The sequence below is a fragment of the Comamonas sp. GW821-FHT11H03 genome, assembly GCF_058807955.1.
The window spans coordinates 41,444-55,840 of sequence record NZ_JBXARF010000014.1; the positions used below are offsets into that span (position 1 = coordinate 41,444).

Genomic DNA, 14,397 nt, shown 5'->3' on the forward strand with positions numbered 1-14,397 from the left:
GACAGACCGAACGCCACCGTGGCGCTCTTGCCTGTACTAAGCGGCTCTGTCACGCCACAACTTAAATCGAGGTGCAGAAAAAATTGCCGTGTTCTCGAGGCGCTAAAGGCGCGCGATGCGCGGCCTTAGCCGATATCGGCCTTGAGGTAGTGCGACCCTGGCAGCGGGTTGTGATAGTAGGGGGCGATGGATTCAAAGCCGAGCTCGACATAGAGTGCGCGGGCGGCTTCCATGTCGTCGAGCGTGTCCAGCAGCACATGGTCGTAGCCGGCCTGGCGTGCCTGGTCGAGCATGGCCTCTGCCAGTTGGCGCCCCAGGCCAAAGCCACGAAACGCCTTGCGCACGAACAGGCGCTTCATCTCGGCGGCATTGGGATAGTCGGAGTCATCCAGGGGGCGCAGTGCACAGCAGCCTGCAATGCTGCCGTCTACACGAGCCAGCAGAATATGCCCGCGGGGTTCGGCATAGTCGCCGGGAAGCTCGGCGAGTTCGGTTTCGAATCCTTGAAATTCCAGGTCGATGTTCAGGCTGTCCGCATACTCTTGGAAGATCTGACGCACAGCGTCCATCTCCTCGAGTGTGGGCGTCAGCAAGTCCACGGCAGGCTTGTCCACGGCAGCTAGGCAATGATGAAAGAAGGGCCAGTGTAGCGGCAAGCGCGCTGCATGGTTAAAGCGCGGCGGCTGCTGTCAGAACTTAGAAAGCAGCACTTTGGCCAAGTTGCTGAATCCACCAGGACAGGGCGCTTGCCAGCAGGGCCAGCACCACGGCCAGAGCGCGGCGGCCGACGGTGTCGCGGCTGGCGGGCACGGGCTCTTGCAGCAGCTTGTCACCCGTCACCATGGCGGGCACCAGTTTGTCGCCCTTGATGCTGTACCAGATCAGGGCGAGGACATGCAGCACGACCAGCCCGTAAATGAGGTACTGACCCCAGTGGGCGTGATAGCCCGTGGCCTGGGAAATCAGGTCGCCGGACACAAAGCGGGTCAAGGGGCCGCTGAAGGCAATTTCGTCGTCGCTGATCAGCCCGCTGGCGACTTGCGCTATCAAAACAATGAGCATGGCGAGCACGGACAGTGAGCCCAGCGGGTTGTGGCCGGCGCGATCTTGAGTAGTTGATTTGCCGTGCATATATCGCTGCAGTGCGGCGGGAGAGGGGATGAAGCTGCCAAAGCGCGACCAGTAGCCGCCGACCAAGCCCCAGAAAATGCGAAAGACCAGTAGCGCCAGAACCACCTGACCCAGTATCAGATGCCAGTTCATGGCATTGCCACCCATCTTGGCCGTGATGACGAGGGCCACGATGCACGCTGCCAAAAGCCAGTGGAACAGGCGGGTTGGCAGATCCCAGATGCGCACTTTATGCGGGGCTGTAGAAGTGGTGTTGGTGGCTTGCGTCATGGACTCTGTTCGTGGCGTGTCGGTGCAAACATTGTGCCTTGAGGGGTGGGTAAGCCGAGCTGCAGCGGCAGTGCATGCTTTCACTTTCGTCTGCCATACTGGTCAGGCGGCCGCCTGCGGCAGGCTGCGGAACCAAGAAAGGATACCCCGATGAAAGCTTTTTCCACTCTGGCATTCGCTGCTGTGGTTGCCACCGTGGCCCTGCCTGCCTCGGCCCAGTTCGCCAAGGCTGAAGATGCCATCAAATACCGCCAGAGCGCCCTGAGCGTGCTGGGCACGCATTTCGGCCGTCTGGGCGCCATGGCCAACGGCAAGATGCCCTTTGATGCCAAGAGCGCGCAGGAAAGCGCCGAGGTCGTTGCCTTCATGTCCAAGCTGCCCTGGGCCGGTTTCGGCGCCGGCACCGAAGGCGGCAAGACCAAGCCTGAAGTGTGGAAGGAGCAGGCCAAGTTCCATGACCTGTCGGGCAAGATGGAAGCCGAAGTCGTCAAGCTCAACGCTGCCGCCAAGACCGGCAATCTGGACAATCTCAAGACGGCTTTCGGCCCGGCCGCCAATAGCTGCAAGAGCTGCCACGACAGCTTCCGCAATAAGTAAGCCAAGACTGTCCTGCATCAAGCAGACGTAAAAAAACCGGCATTGCCGGTTTTTTTGTGAGCGCCTTGCGCTTTCTGCAGGCTGATTTCAGTGTGATTTCATCTTGAGATCGTTCGGCAGCGTGCGTAGCTAGCTATGCTTTTGAATGAGATCAAGCGTTCGCCGGCTCGGCCAGCAGCTTCTCGATCAGCTTGTGCAGCTGCTCAAAGTCGGGGGCGCCGATATAGCTCTTCACGATCTCGCCGCGCTTGTTGACGATGAAGGTGGTGGGGGTGAGTTGCACATCGCCCCAGGCCTTGGCCACGTTGCCGGTGTTGTCCAGCGCGACCTGGAAGGGCAGCTTGCGCGATTCGACAAAGTTCACGACATAGCTGGGCGGGTCGTAGCTCATGGCCACGGCCAGGGTGTCAAAGCCCTTGCCCTGGTACTTCTGGTAGGTGCTGATGATCTCGGGCATCTCTGCCACACAGGTGGTGCAGCTGGTGGCCCAGAAGTTCACCAGCGTCACCTTGCCCTTGAGGTCTGCGGTGGTTTTCTGGCTGCCGTCCAGCAGCACAAAGGTGGATTGCGGCGCCGCAGTCTGCCCTGCGCCCGAATACACCCAGGCCCCGACGCCGATGACGGCGGCCGCCACAATGCCTGCGATCCAATGTTTGCTTGCCATAGAGATTGATTGTGCACAAATCTTCAGCACCTTGCTGATCTGTGGTTTGGTGTGCCAAACACGCCGAAAGTTCAGTTCTTACTGCCTGACCCACGGGTCAACCCTAGGCTTGCGTGACAGGCCGGGGCCATGCCGCTGCCGATAATGGGTTATGAAGAAAACCGGACTCTGGGCTGCGACGGTGCTGGTCTGCTGCGCGCTGCTGGCCGCCTGCAGCCCGGCGCTGAATTGGCGCACCATCCAGCTCAAGGATGCGCCGCTGCAAGCGCTGCTGCCCTGCGATGCGCAGACGGCCAGCCGCCCTGTCGAGCTGGGCCTGGGCCAGGTGCCGCTGTCGGTGGTGGGCTGCGAGGCCCAGGGCGCGACCTATGCGGTATCGCATTTCGCCGTGGCCGAACCCGCCCGCGCGGCCGAGGCTCTGACGTTCTGGCAGCAGGCGGTGCTGGCGCAGCTGAAGTCGGCAGGCGGCGTCGCGACAAGGCTCGATGCCAAGGGGGACGGTCCGTGGGTGCCCAAGGGCACGTTGAATCTGCCGCAGTCCTTGCGCATGACCTTCGAGGGGCTTGGCCCCCGGGGGCAGAAGGTGGTGGGGCATGGCCTGTGGTTTGCTCGCCTGGAGGGCAGCGGCGCCAGGGTCTATCACGCCGTGATTTACGCCGACAAGCTCAGGTCTGCCGAGGCCGAGATGTTTTTTTCGGGCCTGCAGTTGCAATAAGCCCGCATCCAGATCATGACCCTTGCGCTTCCTCCACCTCATTGCCCTTGTTGAAGGCGGCAACAGGCCATAATTTGCTATCAAGAACTGTGACTACATGACCACGCGCATTCTTTTGCTCACTCACGCTCCTCTGGCCGCTGCATTGCGCGAATGCGCCCTGCATGTGTTTGCCGATAGCGCTGACGACTTGCTGGCCCTGGATGTGCCTTCTGAAGAGGCGCCCGAGGCCACGCTGGAGCGCGCCCTGGCCATGCTGGTGGCACATGGCGGACTGGATGCGCCGACCCTGGTGCTGACCGATCTGTTTGGCGCCACCCCATGCAATGTGGCCCAGCGTCTCACGGGACTGTTGCAGGCCAGGCTGGTGGCGGGTGTGAACCTGCCCATGCTGTTGCGCTCCATCGGCTATCGGCATGAGCCGCTGGATGCCCTGGTTTCGCGGGCCATGGTGGGCGGCAGCCAGGGGGTGATGCAGGTAGCCGGCAGTTCCCGACAAAATCAAAGCGCACGACCTTCCAATGATCAAGACCAATATCACCATCAGCAATAAATTGGGCCTGCATGCCCGTGCATCGGCCAAGCTCACCAAGCTGGCCGGAAGCTTCCCCTGCGAGGTCTGGCTGACCAAGGGCGAGCGCCGCGTCAATGCCAAGAGCATCATGGGCGTGATGATGCTGGCGGCGGGCATAGGATCCGAGCTGGAGCTGGAAACCGATGGCGCGCAGGAGCAGGAAGCGACGGATGCGCTGGTGGCCCTGATCAACGACAAGTTTGGCGAAGGCCAGTAGAAACTGCTTCACCTGCGCCGCGGCTTGACCGCGAGCAGGTGGCGGCTCGACGGTTAGCTCTTTTGATAGCAGGCAAGATCTTGCTGTCAATGAAGTAGAGCGCTTTTGATGCTGTAGTGCAGCGATAGTTGGCGCTGACTGCTGCAAAAACAAGAGCAAGAAGCAAGCAAAAAGCAATCGCGAAATTCGCGAAGGGGCATTCGCTATGACATTTGCCATCCACGGCCTGGCCGTCTCCCGGGGGATTGCCATCGGGCGCGCGGTCGTTGTGGCCTCCAGTCGCATGGAGGTGGTGCATTACTTCATCCGGCCCGATCAGGTGGAGTCGGAGATCCAGCGTGCCCGCACGGCACGCAATGCGGTGATTGACGAGCTGCGCCGGCTTCAGGAAGAAATGCCCAAGGATGCGCCCGGAGAGCTGGATGCGCTGCTCGATGTGCATCTGATGCTGCTGCAGGACCAGGCACTGGCCGAGGCCATCCGAAACTGGATCTCGGAGCGGCTGTACAACGCCGAATGGGCGCTGACCACGCAGCTGGAAATCGTCTCGCGCCAGTTCGACGAGATGGACGACGAGTACCTGCGCGAGCGCAAGGCCGATCTGGAGCAGGTTGTGGAGCGCATTTTGCGCCACATGAAGGGCGCGGCCAGTCCGATAGCGCAGGTTGTGCCCCCGTTGGCACCGGCTGGCGCCACGCTCGTCGCGGATGGACAGCAGCTGCCACTCGATGTCACCACGGAAACCCCGCTGGTGCTGGTGGCACAAGATCTGTCGCCAGCGGACATGCTGCAGTTCAAGAGCAAGGTCTTTGCGGGCTTCATCACTGCCGTGGGCGGCAAGACCAGCCACACGGCCATCGTCGCACGCAGCATGGACATTCCGGCCGTGGTGGGTGCGCGGGCCGCAAGCCAGCTGATTCGCCAGGATGACTGGGTCATCATCGACGGCAACGAGGGCGTGGTCATCGTGGACCCCACGCCCATCATTCTGGCGGAGTACAGCTTTCGCCAGCGCCAGACCGAACTGGAGCGCGAGCGTCTGACCCGTCTGCGCTACACGCCCTCCCTCACCATGGATGGGCAGAAGGTGGAGCTGCTGGCCAATATCGAGCAGCCCAGCGACGGAGCTGCTGCCGTGCGTGCTGGCGCAGTCGGGGTGGGGCTGTTCCGTACCGAGTTTCTGTTCATGGGGCGCAGCGGCAATCTGCCTGGGGAAGAGGAGCAGTACCGCGCCTATCGCGAGGCCATCGACGGCATGCAAGGCATGCCGGTCACCATCCGCACGCTGGATGTGGGGGCCGACAAGCCGCTGGACAAGGCTCAGCCCAAGGACTACTACCTCAACCCCGCGCTGGGCCTGCGTGCCATACGCTGGAGTCTGGCCGACCCCGTCATGTTCCGCACCCAGCTGCGCGCCATTTTGCGCGCCGCAGCGCATGGGCAGATCAAGCTGCTGTTTCCCATGCTGGCCCATCGCAGCGAGATCGAGCAGACCCTGGCCCAGTTGCGCCAGGCGCAGCATGAACTCGATGTGCGCGGCATCGCCTACGGGCCGGTCAAGCTGGGTGCCATGATCGAGATCCCGGCGGCCGCCCTGACGGTGCGCAGCTTTCTCCAATATTTCGACTTTCTGTCCATCGGCACCAACGACCTGATCCAGTACACGCTGGCCATCGACCGTGCCGACGAAACCGTGGCCCATCTCTACGACCCCATGCATCCTGCCGTGCTGCGGCTGGTGGCCGAGGTCATCGCCGCAGCCAATGCGGCAGGCAAGGAAGTCTGCGTTTGCGGCGAAATGGCGGGCGATCTGAGCATGACCCGGCTGCTTTTGGGCCTGGGCCTGCGCAGCTTTTCCATGCACCCTGCGCAGATTCTGGCCGTCAAGCAGGAGGTGCTGCGTTCGGACTGCAGCAAGCTTGCACCCTGGGCCAGCGAGGTGCTGGTCAGCGAATGCCCGGCGCAGATGCTGGCACCCTGAAGAAGCCAGGGAACGACCTCAAGGCAGGCAAAAAAGGGATGGATGAATTACGCAAATTCGCAGGAAATCGCCCGTGCGCTTGAGCCGGTGCTGGGAGATGCAGCGCTTGCGCAGCAACTGGCAGCGCACGCCAGGCCGGCTGTGGCTACAGGTGCCAACGGTTGCGAAATGGCTGTAAAACAGGTGCTTACAGATTTCTTTTTGTCGGAAGTGGGAATTAATTGATATTGATTCTCATTTAATGTTAATATCCCCCCAGCTTGCAGCGCAGGACTCTGGTGGGGTATCAAGTGCTGCATTGCTCAGTTTCATCGTGGGGCGACTCGTCGGGCCTGTTCAGCCTGCAGTCGTTTTTGCCAGCCAGCGGTTTGCCGGTTAGCCAGGCGTTTTTTCGATGCAAACAGTGAGTTATTCAAAATTCATAGCTTTTAGCGCATGATCTGCAATGATCCTGCTATGAAATGACCTTGTAATCGTTGCAGGAAAAGCGCATCAAGCTCCTTATTCAGGAGCTTTATTTTTTTTTGGCAAATCCTGGAGCGTGCGGCACTGCTTGTTGCGTGTGGCCATGAAAAAAGCAGCCCGTGGGGCTGCTTTTGGGGGGAGCATTTTCTTCGGTGCTCAGACGCCTGCGGCATGCGCCTGCTGATCGGCGTGGTAGCTGGAGCGCACCATGGCGCCGACGGCGGCGTGGGTGAAGCCCATCTTGTAGGCTTCTTGCTCGAACATCTTGAAGGTGTCGGGGTGCACATAGCGGCGCACGGGCAGGTGGCTGTTGGTGGGGGCCAGGTACTGGCCGATGGTCAGCATGTCGATGTTGTGGGCGCGCATGTCGCGCATCACCTGCAGGATTTCCTCGTCCGTCTCACCCAGGCCCACCATGATGCCGCTCTTGGTCGGCACATCGGGGTGCAGTTCCTTGAACTTCTTGAGCAGGTTCAGGCTGAACTGATAGTCGGAGCCGGGGCGCGCTTCCTTGTACAGGCGCGGCGCGGTTTCCAGGTTGTGGTTCATCACATCGGGCGGGGCCGACTTGAGGATCTCCAGCGCGCGGTCGTCACGGCCGCGGAAGTCGGGCACCAGGATTTCGATCTGCGTCTCGGGCGAGAGTTCGCGGATGTTCTTGATGCACTCCACAAAGTGGCCCGAGCCGCCGTCGCGCAGGTCGTCGCGGTCCACACTGGTGATCACCACGTACTTCAGGCGCAGCGCGGCAATGGTGCGTGCCAGGTTCAGCGGCTCGTTCACGTCCAGCGGATCGGGGCGGCCATGGCCCACGTCGCAGAAGGGGCAGCGGCGCGTGCACTTGTCGCCCATGATCATGAAGGTGGCCGTGCCCTTGCCAAAGCACTCGCCAATATTCGGGCAGCTGGCTTCTTCGCAGACCGTGTGCAAGTTGTTCTTGCGCAGAATGTCCTTGATCTCATAAAAGCGTGTGCTGGGGCTGCCGGCCTTGACGCGAATCCACTCGGGTTTCTTCAGGACTTCGGCCTGCTCCACCTTCACGGGGATGCGCGCCAGCTTGGCTGCAGCCTTCTGCTTGGCCAGCGGGTTGTAGTTTTCGGCGGACTGCGCTTCGCGCACGACTTCATTGGTGCTCATGATCTTGCCTTCAGGGTGAGAGACGCGCCTTCAGCTGGCGGCCCAGCACGGATGCGGCCTCGTCCCAGGTTGTCTGTACGCCGATTGTAGAAAGGTCCACCGTCCTCAGCCCTGCGTATCCGCAAGGGTTGATTCGCAAATAAGGTTCCAAATCCATATCGACATTGAGGGCCACTCCGTGGTAGGTGCTGTGGCGGCTGACCTTGATGCCCAGGGCGGCAATCTTGCCCAGACCCTCGAAATGCGGCTCGGGCGCCGGGCTACCCGCTTCGCGGTGCTGAGGGCGCTGCTCCAGCATGGCATGGCTGCGCGGGGCGTCCAGGCGCACATAGATGCCGGGCGCGCCTGCCACGCGGTGGCCGGTAACGCCGAAATGATCCAGCGTGCGGATCACCGCATCTTCCAGCCGGTACACATACTCTTTGACGAAGTAGCCCATGCGCTGCAGATCCAGCAGCGGATAGGCCACCACCTGACCGGGGCCGTGATAGGTCACCTGGCCGCCGCGATTGGTGGCGACCACGGGAATATCGCCGGGGTTCAGAACATTTTCGGTCTTGCCAGCCAGCCCCTGGGTGAAATGCGGTGAGTGCTCACAAATCCAGAGTTCGTCACGCGTGCTCGCGTTGCGGGTGCGCGTGAACTCCTGCATCGCGACCACCGCAGCTTCATAGCCGGTGCGCCCGAGAAAGCGCAGGTCCATGGGTTCAGGGGACAAGGCAGAAGCAATCGGGCTGTCGCTCACAGCACGACCTTCACCAGGGGGTGAGAGGTCAGTGCGCGGTAGGTATCGTCCAGCTGCTCGCGGCTGGTGGCCGTGATGGTGATGGTCACGCCCAGGTAGTTGCCGCCGGAGCTGGGGCGCAGCTCCACTGTGCTGGCGTCAAAGCTGGGGTCGAATTTTTCGGCGATCTTGGTGATTTCATGCACCAGATGTTCATTCTTGACACCCATGACCTTGATGGGAAACTGGCTCGGATACTCGATCAGCGAATCCTTGCGCGGGTCTTCTTGCTGACCGTTCTCGTTGGCGGCAGAGGTGTTGGGCGTGTCGCTCATGAAGAATCCTTGGCTGAAATGAAAAATTGCCGTTGGTGAAACAGCCTGTCAATGAGTAAGAAAGATTGTGCGCCACACCGCGCAGCCATGCGTGCGTGGGCCTAATCGATGGATGGCCAGAGCCTGCAAACCTTCAAAGCCCCTGGGGGCAGGCAGGCAATTCAGGGCAATCAGGTTTTTCAATTGAGGCACACTCGCGCCGCACCAAAGCTGCGGGCGGCAAATGTTGTCACTCGGCGACAACCCTCGGGTCTTGTCAAAGACGTTTTGCGCATGACAGTATCAACCCCTATCTAACGACGGGGGTTTTTACTTATAATCAGAGGCTTTGTAAAAAGTCTTGTCTGGTCAGCGGTGTGAAAGAAAACATGACAAACATGCCCGCTGATTTCCAGGATGAGGACGAAGTCGAAGACTTCAAGCCCCTGACTGCACAAGAAGCCTCTGCGTGGCGTTCGCGCTTTCCGCAGGTTTCGGTCTGGCGCATCGTCATGGTTCAGACGCTGGTAGGCGTTATCGTGGCTTTGCTGTCGTGGTTGATCACGGGGCGTGCAGCCGCAGGCTGGTCGGCAGCGTATGGAGCGCTGGCGGTCGTGCTGCCTGCGGCGCTGTTTGCAAGAGGCGTGGTTCGTCAGCGGCCGGGAGGTGCCGGTGGCGCCATGGCAGGGATTTTCGGTTGGGAGCTGGTGAAGCTGGTGCTGTGCATTGCCATGTTGGCGGCGGCACCCAAGCTGGTACCTGACCTGAGCTGGCTGGCGCTGCTGGTTGGCTTGATTGTTGTGATGAAAACGTATTGGGTTGCGCTTCTGGTGCGATCCAGTGTCCAAAAACCGATTGATATTTGAGAGAAGTTGACCGATGGCCGCAGAAGCGCACGCACCAACTGCAAGTGAATACATCGTTCACCACTTGCAACACCTCCAGAACATCAAGCAGAAGTCCATCATCGACTTCTCCGTGTTCAATCTGGATTCGATTGCCGTGAGTGTGACTCTGGGCGCTTTGTGCCTGTTCGTCCTCTGGCTGGCTGCCCGCAAGGCGACTTCCGGCGTTCCCGGCCGCTTCCAGGCCGCAGTGGAAATGCTGGTCGAGATGGTGGACAACCAGGCCAAGGCCAATATTCACAACGCTCAATCTCGCAAGTTCATCGCTCCTCTGGCTCTGACCGTGTTCGTCTGGATCTTCGCGATGAACGCCATGGACATGCTGCCTGTGGATCTGCTGCCCGTGCTGTGGCAGACCGCCCAGGGCGACTCTCACGCCTACCTGCGTGTCGTGCCTACCGCCGACCTGTCCACCACTCTGGGTCTGTCGACCGGCGTGCTGGTGCTGTGCCTGATCTACAGCGTGAAGATCAAGGGCTTGGGCGGCTGGGCTCACGAACTGGTGACCGCTCCGTTCGGTACCTCGAAGAATCCCGTGTTTGCTGTGATCCTGGGTGTTGTGAACCTGGCCATGCAAATCATTGAATACATTGCCAAGACGGTTTCGCACGGTATGCGACTGTTCGGCAATATGTACGCTGGTGAGTTGGTGTTCTGTCTGATCGCCTTGATGGGCGGTGCGGCTGCCATGTCGCTTTCCGGTGTGTTGCTCCCCGTGGGGCACATCATTGCAGGTTCGATCTGGGCGATCTTCCACATCCTGATCATTACCCTGCAAGCCTTCATTTTCATGATGCTGACGCTGATTTACCTCGGCCAAGCACATGAAGCTCACTGAAATCCTTTCTTTCACTCAACCTTTCTTTAATCCCTAGGAGTCATCATGGAAAACGTTCTCGGTCTCGTCGCTCTGGCTTGTGGTCTGATTGTTGGTCTGGGCGCTATCGGCGCTTCGATCGGTATCGCTCTGATGGGTGGCAAGTTCCTGGAATCCTCGGCACGTCAGCCTGAGCTGATCAACGAACTGCAAACCAAGATGTTCATCTTGGCTGGTCTGATCGACGCCGCCTTCCTGATCGGTGTGGCTATCGCTCTGCTGTTCGCCTTCGCCAACCCCTTCCAACTGGTTGCCTAAGCTCCGTTCAACGCCCTAAATAGAAAGGTGTTGCCGTGAGTATTAACGCGACCCTGTTCGTTCAGCTTGGTGTTTTCCTGGTTCTGGCGCTGTTCACGATGAAGTTCGTGTGGCCCCCGATCGCGAAGGCACTGGATGAGCGAGCCCAGAAAATCGCCGATGGCCTCGCTGCTGCCGACAAGGCTAAGACCGAACTGACCGCTGTCAACAAGCGCGTCGAGCAGGAATTGGCCCAGACGCGCAACGAAACAGCTTCGCGGCTTGCGGACGCCGAACGCCGCGCCCAGGCCATCATTGAAGAAGCCAAGGCTCGTGCGACAGAAGAAGGCAACAAGATTGTTGCTGCTGCCCGCGCTGAAGCTGACCAGCAAGCCATTGCTGCCCGTGAAGCCCTGCGTGAGCAAGTGGCAGCGCTGGCCGTCAAGGGTGCCGAGCAGATCCTGAAGAAGGAAGTCAATGCCGGTATCCACGCTGATCTGCTGAACCGTCTGAAGACAGAGCTGTAAGGAAAGCAAAAAATGGCAGAACTCGCCACCATTGCCCGCCCTTACGCCGAAGCATTGTTCAAAGCCTGTGCCGACAAGGGCGCAGACTTGAACAGCACTGTCGCTTGGGTGGAGGAATTGGCGGCGATTGCCGCCAACCCGCAATTGCGCCAACTGGCCGACAACCCGAACGTGAGCGACGCGCAAGTGTTCGATCTCGTCACGGGTGTGGCCAAGTCGGCATTGCCCGAGTCCGCACGCAACTTCCTGCATGTGGTCCTCGAAAACGGCCGTCTGGACGTGCTGCCTGAAGTGGCAGCCCAGTTCCGCAGCCTCGTGAACAGCAAGAGCGGCTCCTCGGATGCCGTGGTGTACAGCGCTTTCCCGATTGAGGATGCAGCGCTGGCCGAGCTTGGCGCCACGCTGCAAAAGCGCTTTGGCCGCAAGCTGAATCTCACCGTGAAGCTCGATGAATCGCTGATCGGTGGCGTTCGCGTCGTGGTGGGCGACGAGGTGCTGGACACCTCCGTCAAGGCCCGTCTGGAACAAATGAAAGCGGCCCTCACCGCGTAATGCGCTTGAGGTCTCGGCTAACACACAAGAAAGAAGGAAAGAGTCATGCAACTCAATCCCGCAGAAATTTCTGAACTGATCAAGAGCCGCATCGAAGGGCTGGCTGCTAGCACTGACGTCCGTAACCAAGGCACCGTGGTGTCGGTGACTGACGGTATCGTGCGCGTGCACGGCCTGTCGGACGTGATGGCTGGCGAAATGCTGGAATTCCCCGCAGGCGCCGACGGTCAACCCACTTACGGTCTGGCGCTGAACCTGGAGCGCGACTCCGTGGGCGCCGTGATTCTGGGTGCTTACGAGCACATCGCAGAAGGCAACACCGTCAAGTGCACCGGCCGTATTCTGGAAGTGCCCGTGGGCCCCGAGCTGGTCGGCCGCGTGGTGAACGCCCTGGGTCAGCCTATCGACGGCAAGGGCCCCATCAACGCCAAGATGACGGACGTGATCGAGAAGGTCGCTCCTGGCGTGATCGCACGTCAATCCGTGGATCAGCCTCTGCAGACCGGTATCAAGTCCATCGACTCCATGGTTCCCGTGGGCCGTGGTCAGCGTGAACTGATCATTGGTGACCGTCAGACTGGTAAGACGGCTGTCGCTATCGACGCCATCATCAACCAGAAGGGCCAGGGCGTTACCTGCATCTACGTCGCTATTGGTCAGAAGGCATCTTCGATCAAGAACGTGGTGCGCTCTCTGGAGCAAGCCGGCGCGATGGACTACACCATCGTCGTGGCTGCTACCGCTTCCGAATCGGCAGCCATGCAGTACGTGTCGGCCTACTCCGGCTGCACGATGGGCGAATATTTCCGCGATCGCGGTGAAGACGCTCTGATCGTTTATGACGATCTGTCCAAGCAGGCTGTGGCCTACCGTCAGGTTTCGCTGCTGCTGCGCCGTCCTCCCGGACGTGAAGCTTTCCCCGGCGACGTGTTCTATCTCCACAGCCGTCTGCTGGAGCGTGCCGCTCGCGTGAACGCCGACTACGTCGAAGCCTTCACCAAGGGTGAAGTCAAGGGCAAGACCGGTTCTCTGACCGCTCTGCCTATCATCGAAACACAAGCTGGCGACGTGTCCGCTTTCGTTCCCACGAACGTGATTTCGATTACTGACGGCCAGATCTTCCTGGAAACCAGCCTGTTCAACGCCGGTATCCGTCCCGCTATCAACGCCGGTATCTCGGTGTCCCGCGTGGGTGGTTCCGCTCAGACCAAGGTGGTGAAGGGCCTGTCCGGCGGTATCCGTACCGACTTGGCTCAGTACCGTGAACTGGCTGCCTTCGCGCAGTTCGCTTCCGATCTGGACGAGGCAACCCGCAAGCAGCTGGACCGCGGTGCCCGCGTGACCGAACTGCTCAAGCAGGCTCAGTACTCTCCTCTGTCGACCGCTCTGATGGCTTCTTCGCTGTTCGCAGTGAACAAGGGCTTCATGGACGACATCGAAGTCAAGCAAGTGCTGCCCTTCGAATCTGGTCTGCACCAGTTCCTGAAGACCAGCCACGGCGCTTTGCTGGACCGTCTGAACGAAAAGCGTGCTTTCGACAAGGAAGGCAAGGACGAAGCTGAACTGACTGCAGCCATTACTGCATTCAAGAAGTCCTTCGCTTAATACCGGCGAGGAGTCATCATGGCAGCAGGTAAGGAAATACGCGGCAAGATCAAATCGGTGGAAAACACCAAGAAGATCACCAAAGCCATGGAAATGGTGGCTGCATCCAAAATGCGCAAGGCGCAGGAGCGGATGCTGGCTGCCCGTCCATACAGCGAAAAAATCCGCAACATTGCAGCCCATCTTGGCGAAGCCAACCCTGAATATGTGCATCCGTTCATGCAAGTGAGCGATGCCAAGAAGGTCGGCGTCATCGTGGTGACGACCGACAAGGGTTTGTGCGGCGGCATGAACACCAACGTGTTGCGTGTCGTCACCAACAAGTTGCGCGAACAGCAGGATGCGGGCATTGCGACAGAAGCGGTGGCCATTGGCGGCAAGGGACTGGGTTTTCTGAACCGTGTCGGTGCCAAGGTGGTCTCTCACGCTACAGGCTTGGGCGACACGCCTCACCTCGACAAGCTCATCGGGCCTGTCAAGGTGTTGCTGGACCAATATGCTGAAGGCAAGCTGGGCGCGGTGTACCTTGCGTACACCAAGTTCATCAACACCATGAAGCAAGAGTCGGTGGTGGAGCAACTGCTCCCCCTGTCGTCCGAAAAATTGCAAGCCGAGAAGACGGGTGCATCCTGGGAATACATCTACGAGCCTGACGCTCAGAGCGTCATCGACGAACTGCTGGTTCGTTACGTGGAGTCCCTCGTGTACCAGGCAGTTGCGGAAAACATGGCGTCCGAGCAATCGGCGCGCATGGTGGCCATGAAGGCCGCTACCGACAACGCCGGCAACGTCATCAGCGAGTTGAAGCTGGTCTACAACAAGACGCGTCAGGCAGCGATTACGACCGAGTTGTCGGAAATCGTGGCAGGCGCAGCCGCTGTGTAAACGGCTTTAACGAACAAACA

Annotated in this window: 19 protein-coding genes; 13 read left to right on the top strand and 6 right to left on the bottom strand. The window is 60.0% G+C overall.

Features of this window, described 5'->3' with window-relative positions:
* Nucleotides 1-125 precede the first annotated feature (125 nt).
* Nucleotides 126-614, bottom strand: coding sequence for a GNAT family N-acetyltransferase (locus AC1RTQ_RS23085; protein WP_302092962.1), 489 nt, complete (start codon nucleotides 612-614; stop codon nucleotides 126-128).
* An 82-nt stretch (nucleotides 615-696) separates the two neighbouring features.
* On the bottom strand, nucleotides 697-1,401 hold the full coding sequence (locus tag AC1RTQ_RS23090; protein ID WP_492879209.1) for a cytochrome b/b6 domain-containing protein: 705 nt from the start codon (nucleotides 1,399-1,401) through the stop codon (nucleotides 697-699).
* Between the two features lie 150 nt (nucleotides 1,402-1,551).
* On the opposite strand from AC1RTQ_RS23090, the gene AC1RTQ_RS23095 reads away from it, so the two are divergent.
* The gene (locus AC1RTQ_RS23095; RefSeq protein WP_302092964.1) at nucleotides 1,552-1,998 is read left to right on the top strand and encodes a c-type cytochrome; all 447 of its coding nucleotides are present in this window, start codon (nucleotides 1,552-1,554) and stop codon (nucleotides 1,996-1,998) included.
* Between the two features lie 151 nt (nucleotides 1,999-2,149).
* On the opposite strand, the gene AC1RTQ_RS23100 is transcribed toward AC1RTQ_RS23095, so the two are convergent.
* The gene (locus AC1RTQ_RS23100; protein WP_003081729.1) at nucleotides 2,150-2,662 is read right to left on the bottom strand and encodes a TlpA disulfide reductase family protein; all 513 of its coding nucleotides are present in this window, start codon (nucleotides 2,660-2,662) and stop codon (nucleotides 2,150-2,152) included.
* A gap of 151 nt (nucleotides 2,663-2,813) precedes the next feature.
* Here AC1RTQ_RS23100 and AC1RTQ_RS23105 point away from each other — a divergent pair, with 151 nt between their 5' ends.
* The 5 genes from AC1RTQ_RS23105 to AC1RTQ_RS23125 all read left to right on the top strand — a co-directional run bounded on the left by AC1RTQ_RS23105 (nucleotide 2,814) and on the right by AC1RTQ_RS23125 (nucleotide 6,374).
* On the top strand, nucleotides 2,814-3,377 hold the full coding sequence (locus AC1RTQ_RS23105) for a hypothetical protein (protein WP_492879212.1): 564 nt from the start codon (nucleotides 2,814-2,816) through the stop codon (nucleotides 3,375-3,377).
* A 97-nt stretch (nucleotides 3,378-3,474) separates the two neighbouring features.
* Nucleotides 3,475-3,930: a PTS sugar transporter subunit IIA gene (locus AC1RTQ_RS23110; RefSeq protein WP_034359049.1), complete on the top strand. Its 456-nt coding sequence runs from the start codon at nucleotides 3,475-3,477 to the stop codon at nucleotides 3,928-3,930.
* Nucleotides 3,899-4,168: an HPr family phosphocarrier protein gene (locus AC1RTQ_RS23115; RefSeq protein ID WP_034359051.1), complete on the top strand. Its 270-nt coding sequence runs from the start codon at nucleotides 3,899-3,901 to the stop codon at nucleotides 4,166-4,168. Before AC1RTQ_RS23110 ends, AC1RTQ_RS23115 begins: the two co-directional genes overlap by 32 nt.
* 205 nt (nucleotides 4,169-4,373) lie before the next feature.
* Nucleotides 4,374-6,149: a phosphoenolpyruvate--protein phosphotransferase gene (ptsP, locus tag AC1RTQ_RS23120; protein WP_304349912.1), complete on the top strand. Its 1,776-nt coding sequence runs from the start codon at nucleotides 4,374-4,376 to the stop codon at nucleotides 6,147-6,149.
* A gap of 42 nt (nucleotides 6,150-6,191) precedes the next feature.
* Entirely contained in the window at nucleotides 6,192-6,374 is a 183-nt protein-coding gene (locus AC1RTQ_RS23125; protein WP_492879215.1) for a hypothetical protein, read from the top strand.
* Between the two features lie 396 nt (nucleotides 6,375-6,770).
* On the opposite strand, the gene lipA is transcribed toward AC1RTQ_RS23125, so the two are convergent.
* Genes lipA through AC1RTQ_RS23140 form a run of 3 tightly spaced genes read right to left on the bottom strand, consistent with a single transcriptional unit; the run spans nucleotide 6,771 to nucleotide 8,810 of the window.
* Nucleotides 6,771-7,751 (bottom strand): lipoyl synthase, encoded by a 981-nt coding sequence (lipA, locus tag AC1RTQ_RS23130; protein ID WP_003059385.1) that lies wholly within the window; start codon nucleotides 7,749-7,751, stop codon nucleotides 6,771-6,773.
* A 10-nt stretch (nucleotides 7,752-7,761) separates the two neighbouring features.
* Complete coding sequence (gene lipB / locus AC1RTQ_RS23135) at nucleotides 7,762-8,454, bottom strand: lipoyl(octanoyl) transferase LipB (protein ID WP_492879236.1); 693 nt, start codon at nucleotides 8,452-8,454, stop codon at nucleotides 7,762-7,764.
* A 38-nt stretch (nucleotides 8,455-8,492) separates the two neighbouring features.
* On the bottom strand, nucleotides 8,493-8,810 hold the full coding sequence (locus tag AC1RTQ_RS23140; protein WP_003059380.1) for a YbeD family protein: 318 nt from the start codon (nucleotides 8,808-8,810) through the stop codon (nucleotides 8,493-8,495).
* Between the two features lie 377 nt (nucleotides 8,811-9,187).
* Here AC1RTQ_RS23140 and AC1RTQ_RS23145 point away from each other — a divergent pair, with 377 nt between their 5' ends.
* From AC1RTQ_RS23145 to atpG, 7 genes are read left to right on the top strand one after another with little or no spacing between them, the layout of a single operon-like run.
* A complete protein-coding gene (locus AC1RTQ_RS23145; protein WP_019042020.1) occupies nucleotides 9,188-9,655 on the top strand; it encodes an ATP synthase subunit I in 468 nt (155 codons plus the stop codon).
* Between the two features lie 13 nt (nucleotides 9,656-9,668).
* Entirely contained in the window at nucleotides 9,669-10,532 is an 864-nt protein-coding gene (gene atpB / locus AC1RTQ_RS23150) for a F0F1 ATP synthase subunit A (protein ID WP_034372528.1), read from the top strand.
* Between the two features lie 45 nt (nucleotides 10,533-10,577).
* The gene (gene atpE / locus AC1RTQ_RS23155; RefSeq protein WP_003059376.1) at nucleotides 10,578-10,829 is read left to right on the top strand and encodes a F0F1 ATP synthase subunit C; all 252 of its coding nucleotides are present in this window, start codon (nucleotides 10,578-10,580) and stop codon (nucleotides 10,827-10,829) included.
* 35 nt (nucleotides 10,830-10,864) lie between these two features.
* Complete coding sequence (locus AC1RTQ_RS23160) at nucleotides 10,865-11,335, top strand: F0F1 ATP synthase subunit B (RefSeq protein ID WP_003059375.1); 471 nt, start codon at nucleotides 10,865-10,867, stop codon at nucleotides 11,333-11,335.
* Between the two features lie 12 nt (nucleotides 11,336-11,347).
* Complete coding sequence (locus tag AC1RTQ_RS23165) at nucleotides 11,348-11,887, top strand: F0F1 ATP synthase subunit delta (protein ID WP_302092970.1); 540 nt, start codon at nucleotides 11,348-11,350, stop codon at nucleotides 11,885-11,887.
* Between the two features lie 45 nt (nucleotides 11,888-11,932).
* Entirely contained in the window at nucleotides 11,933-13,492 is a 1,560-nt protein-coding gene (gene atpA / locus AC1RTQ_RS23170; protein WP_302092971.1) for a F0F1 ATP synthase subunit alpha, read from the top strand.
* 18 nt (nucleotides 13,493-13,510) lie between these two features.
* The gene (atpG, locus tag AC1RTQ_RS23175; protein ID WP_302092972.1) at nucleotides 13,511-14,377 is read left to right on the top strand and encodes a F0F1 ATP synthase subunit gamma; all 867 of its coding nucleotides are present in this window, start codon (nucleotides 13,511-13,513) and stop codon (nucleotides 14,375-14,377) included.
* The last annotated feature ends 20 nt before the right edge of the window (nucleotides 14,378-14,397 follow it).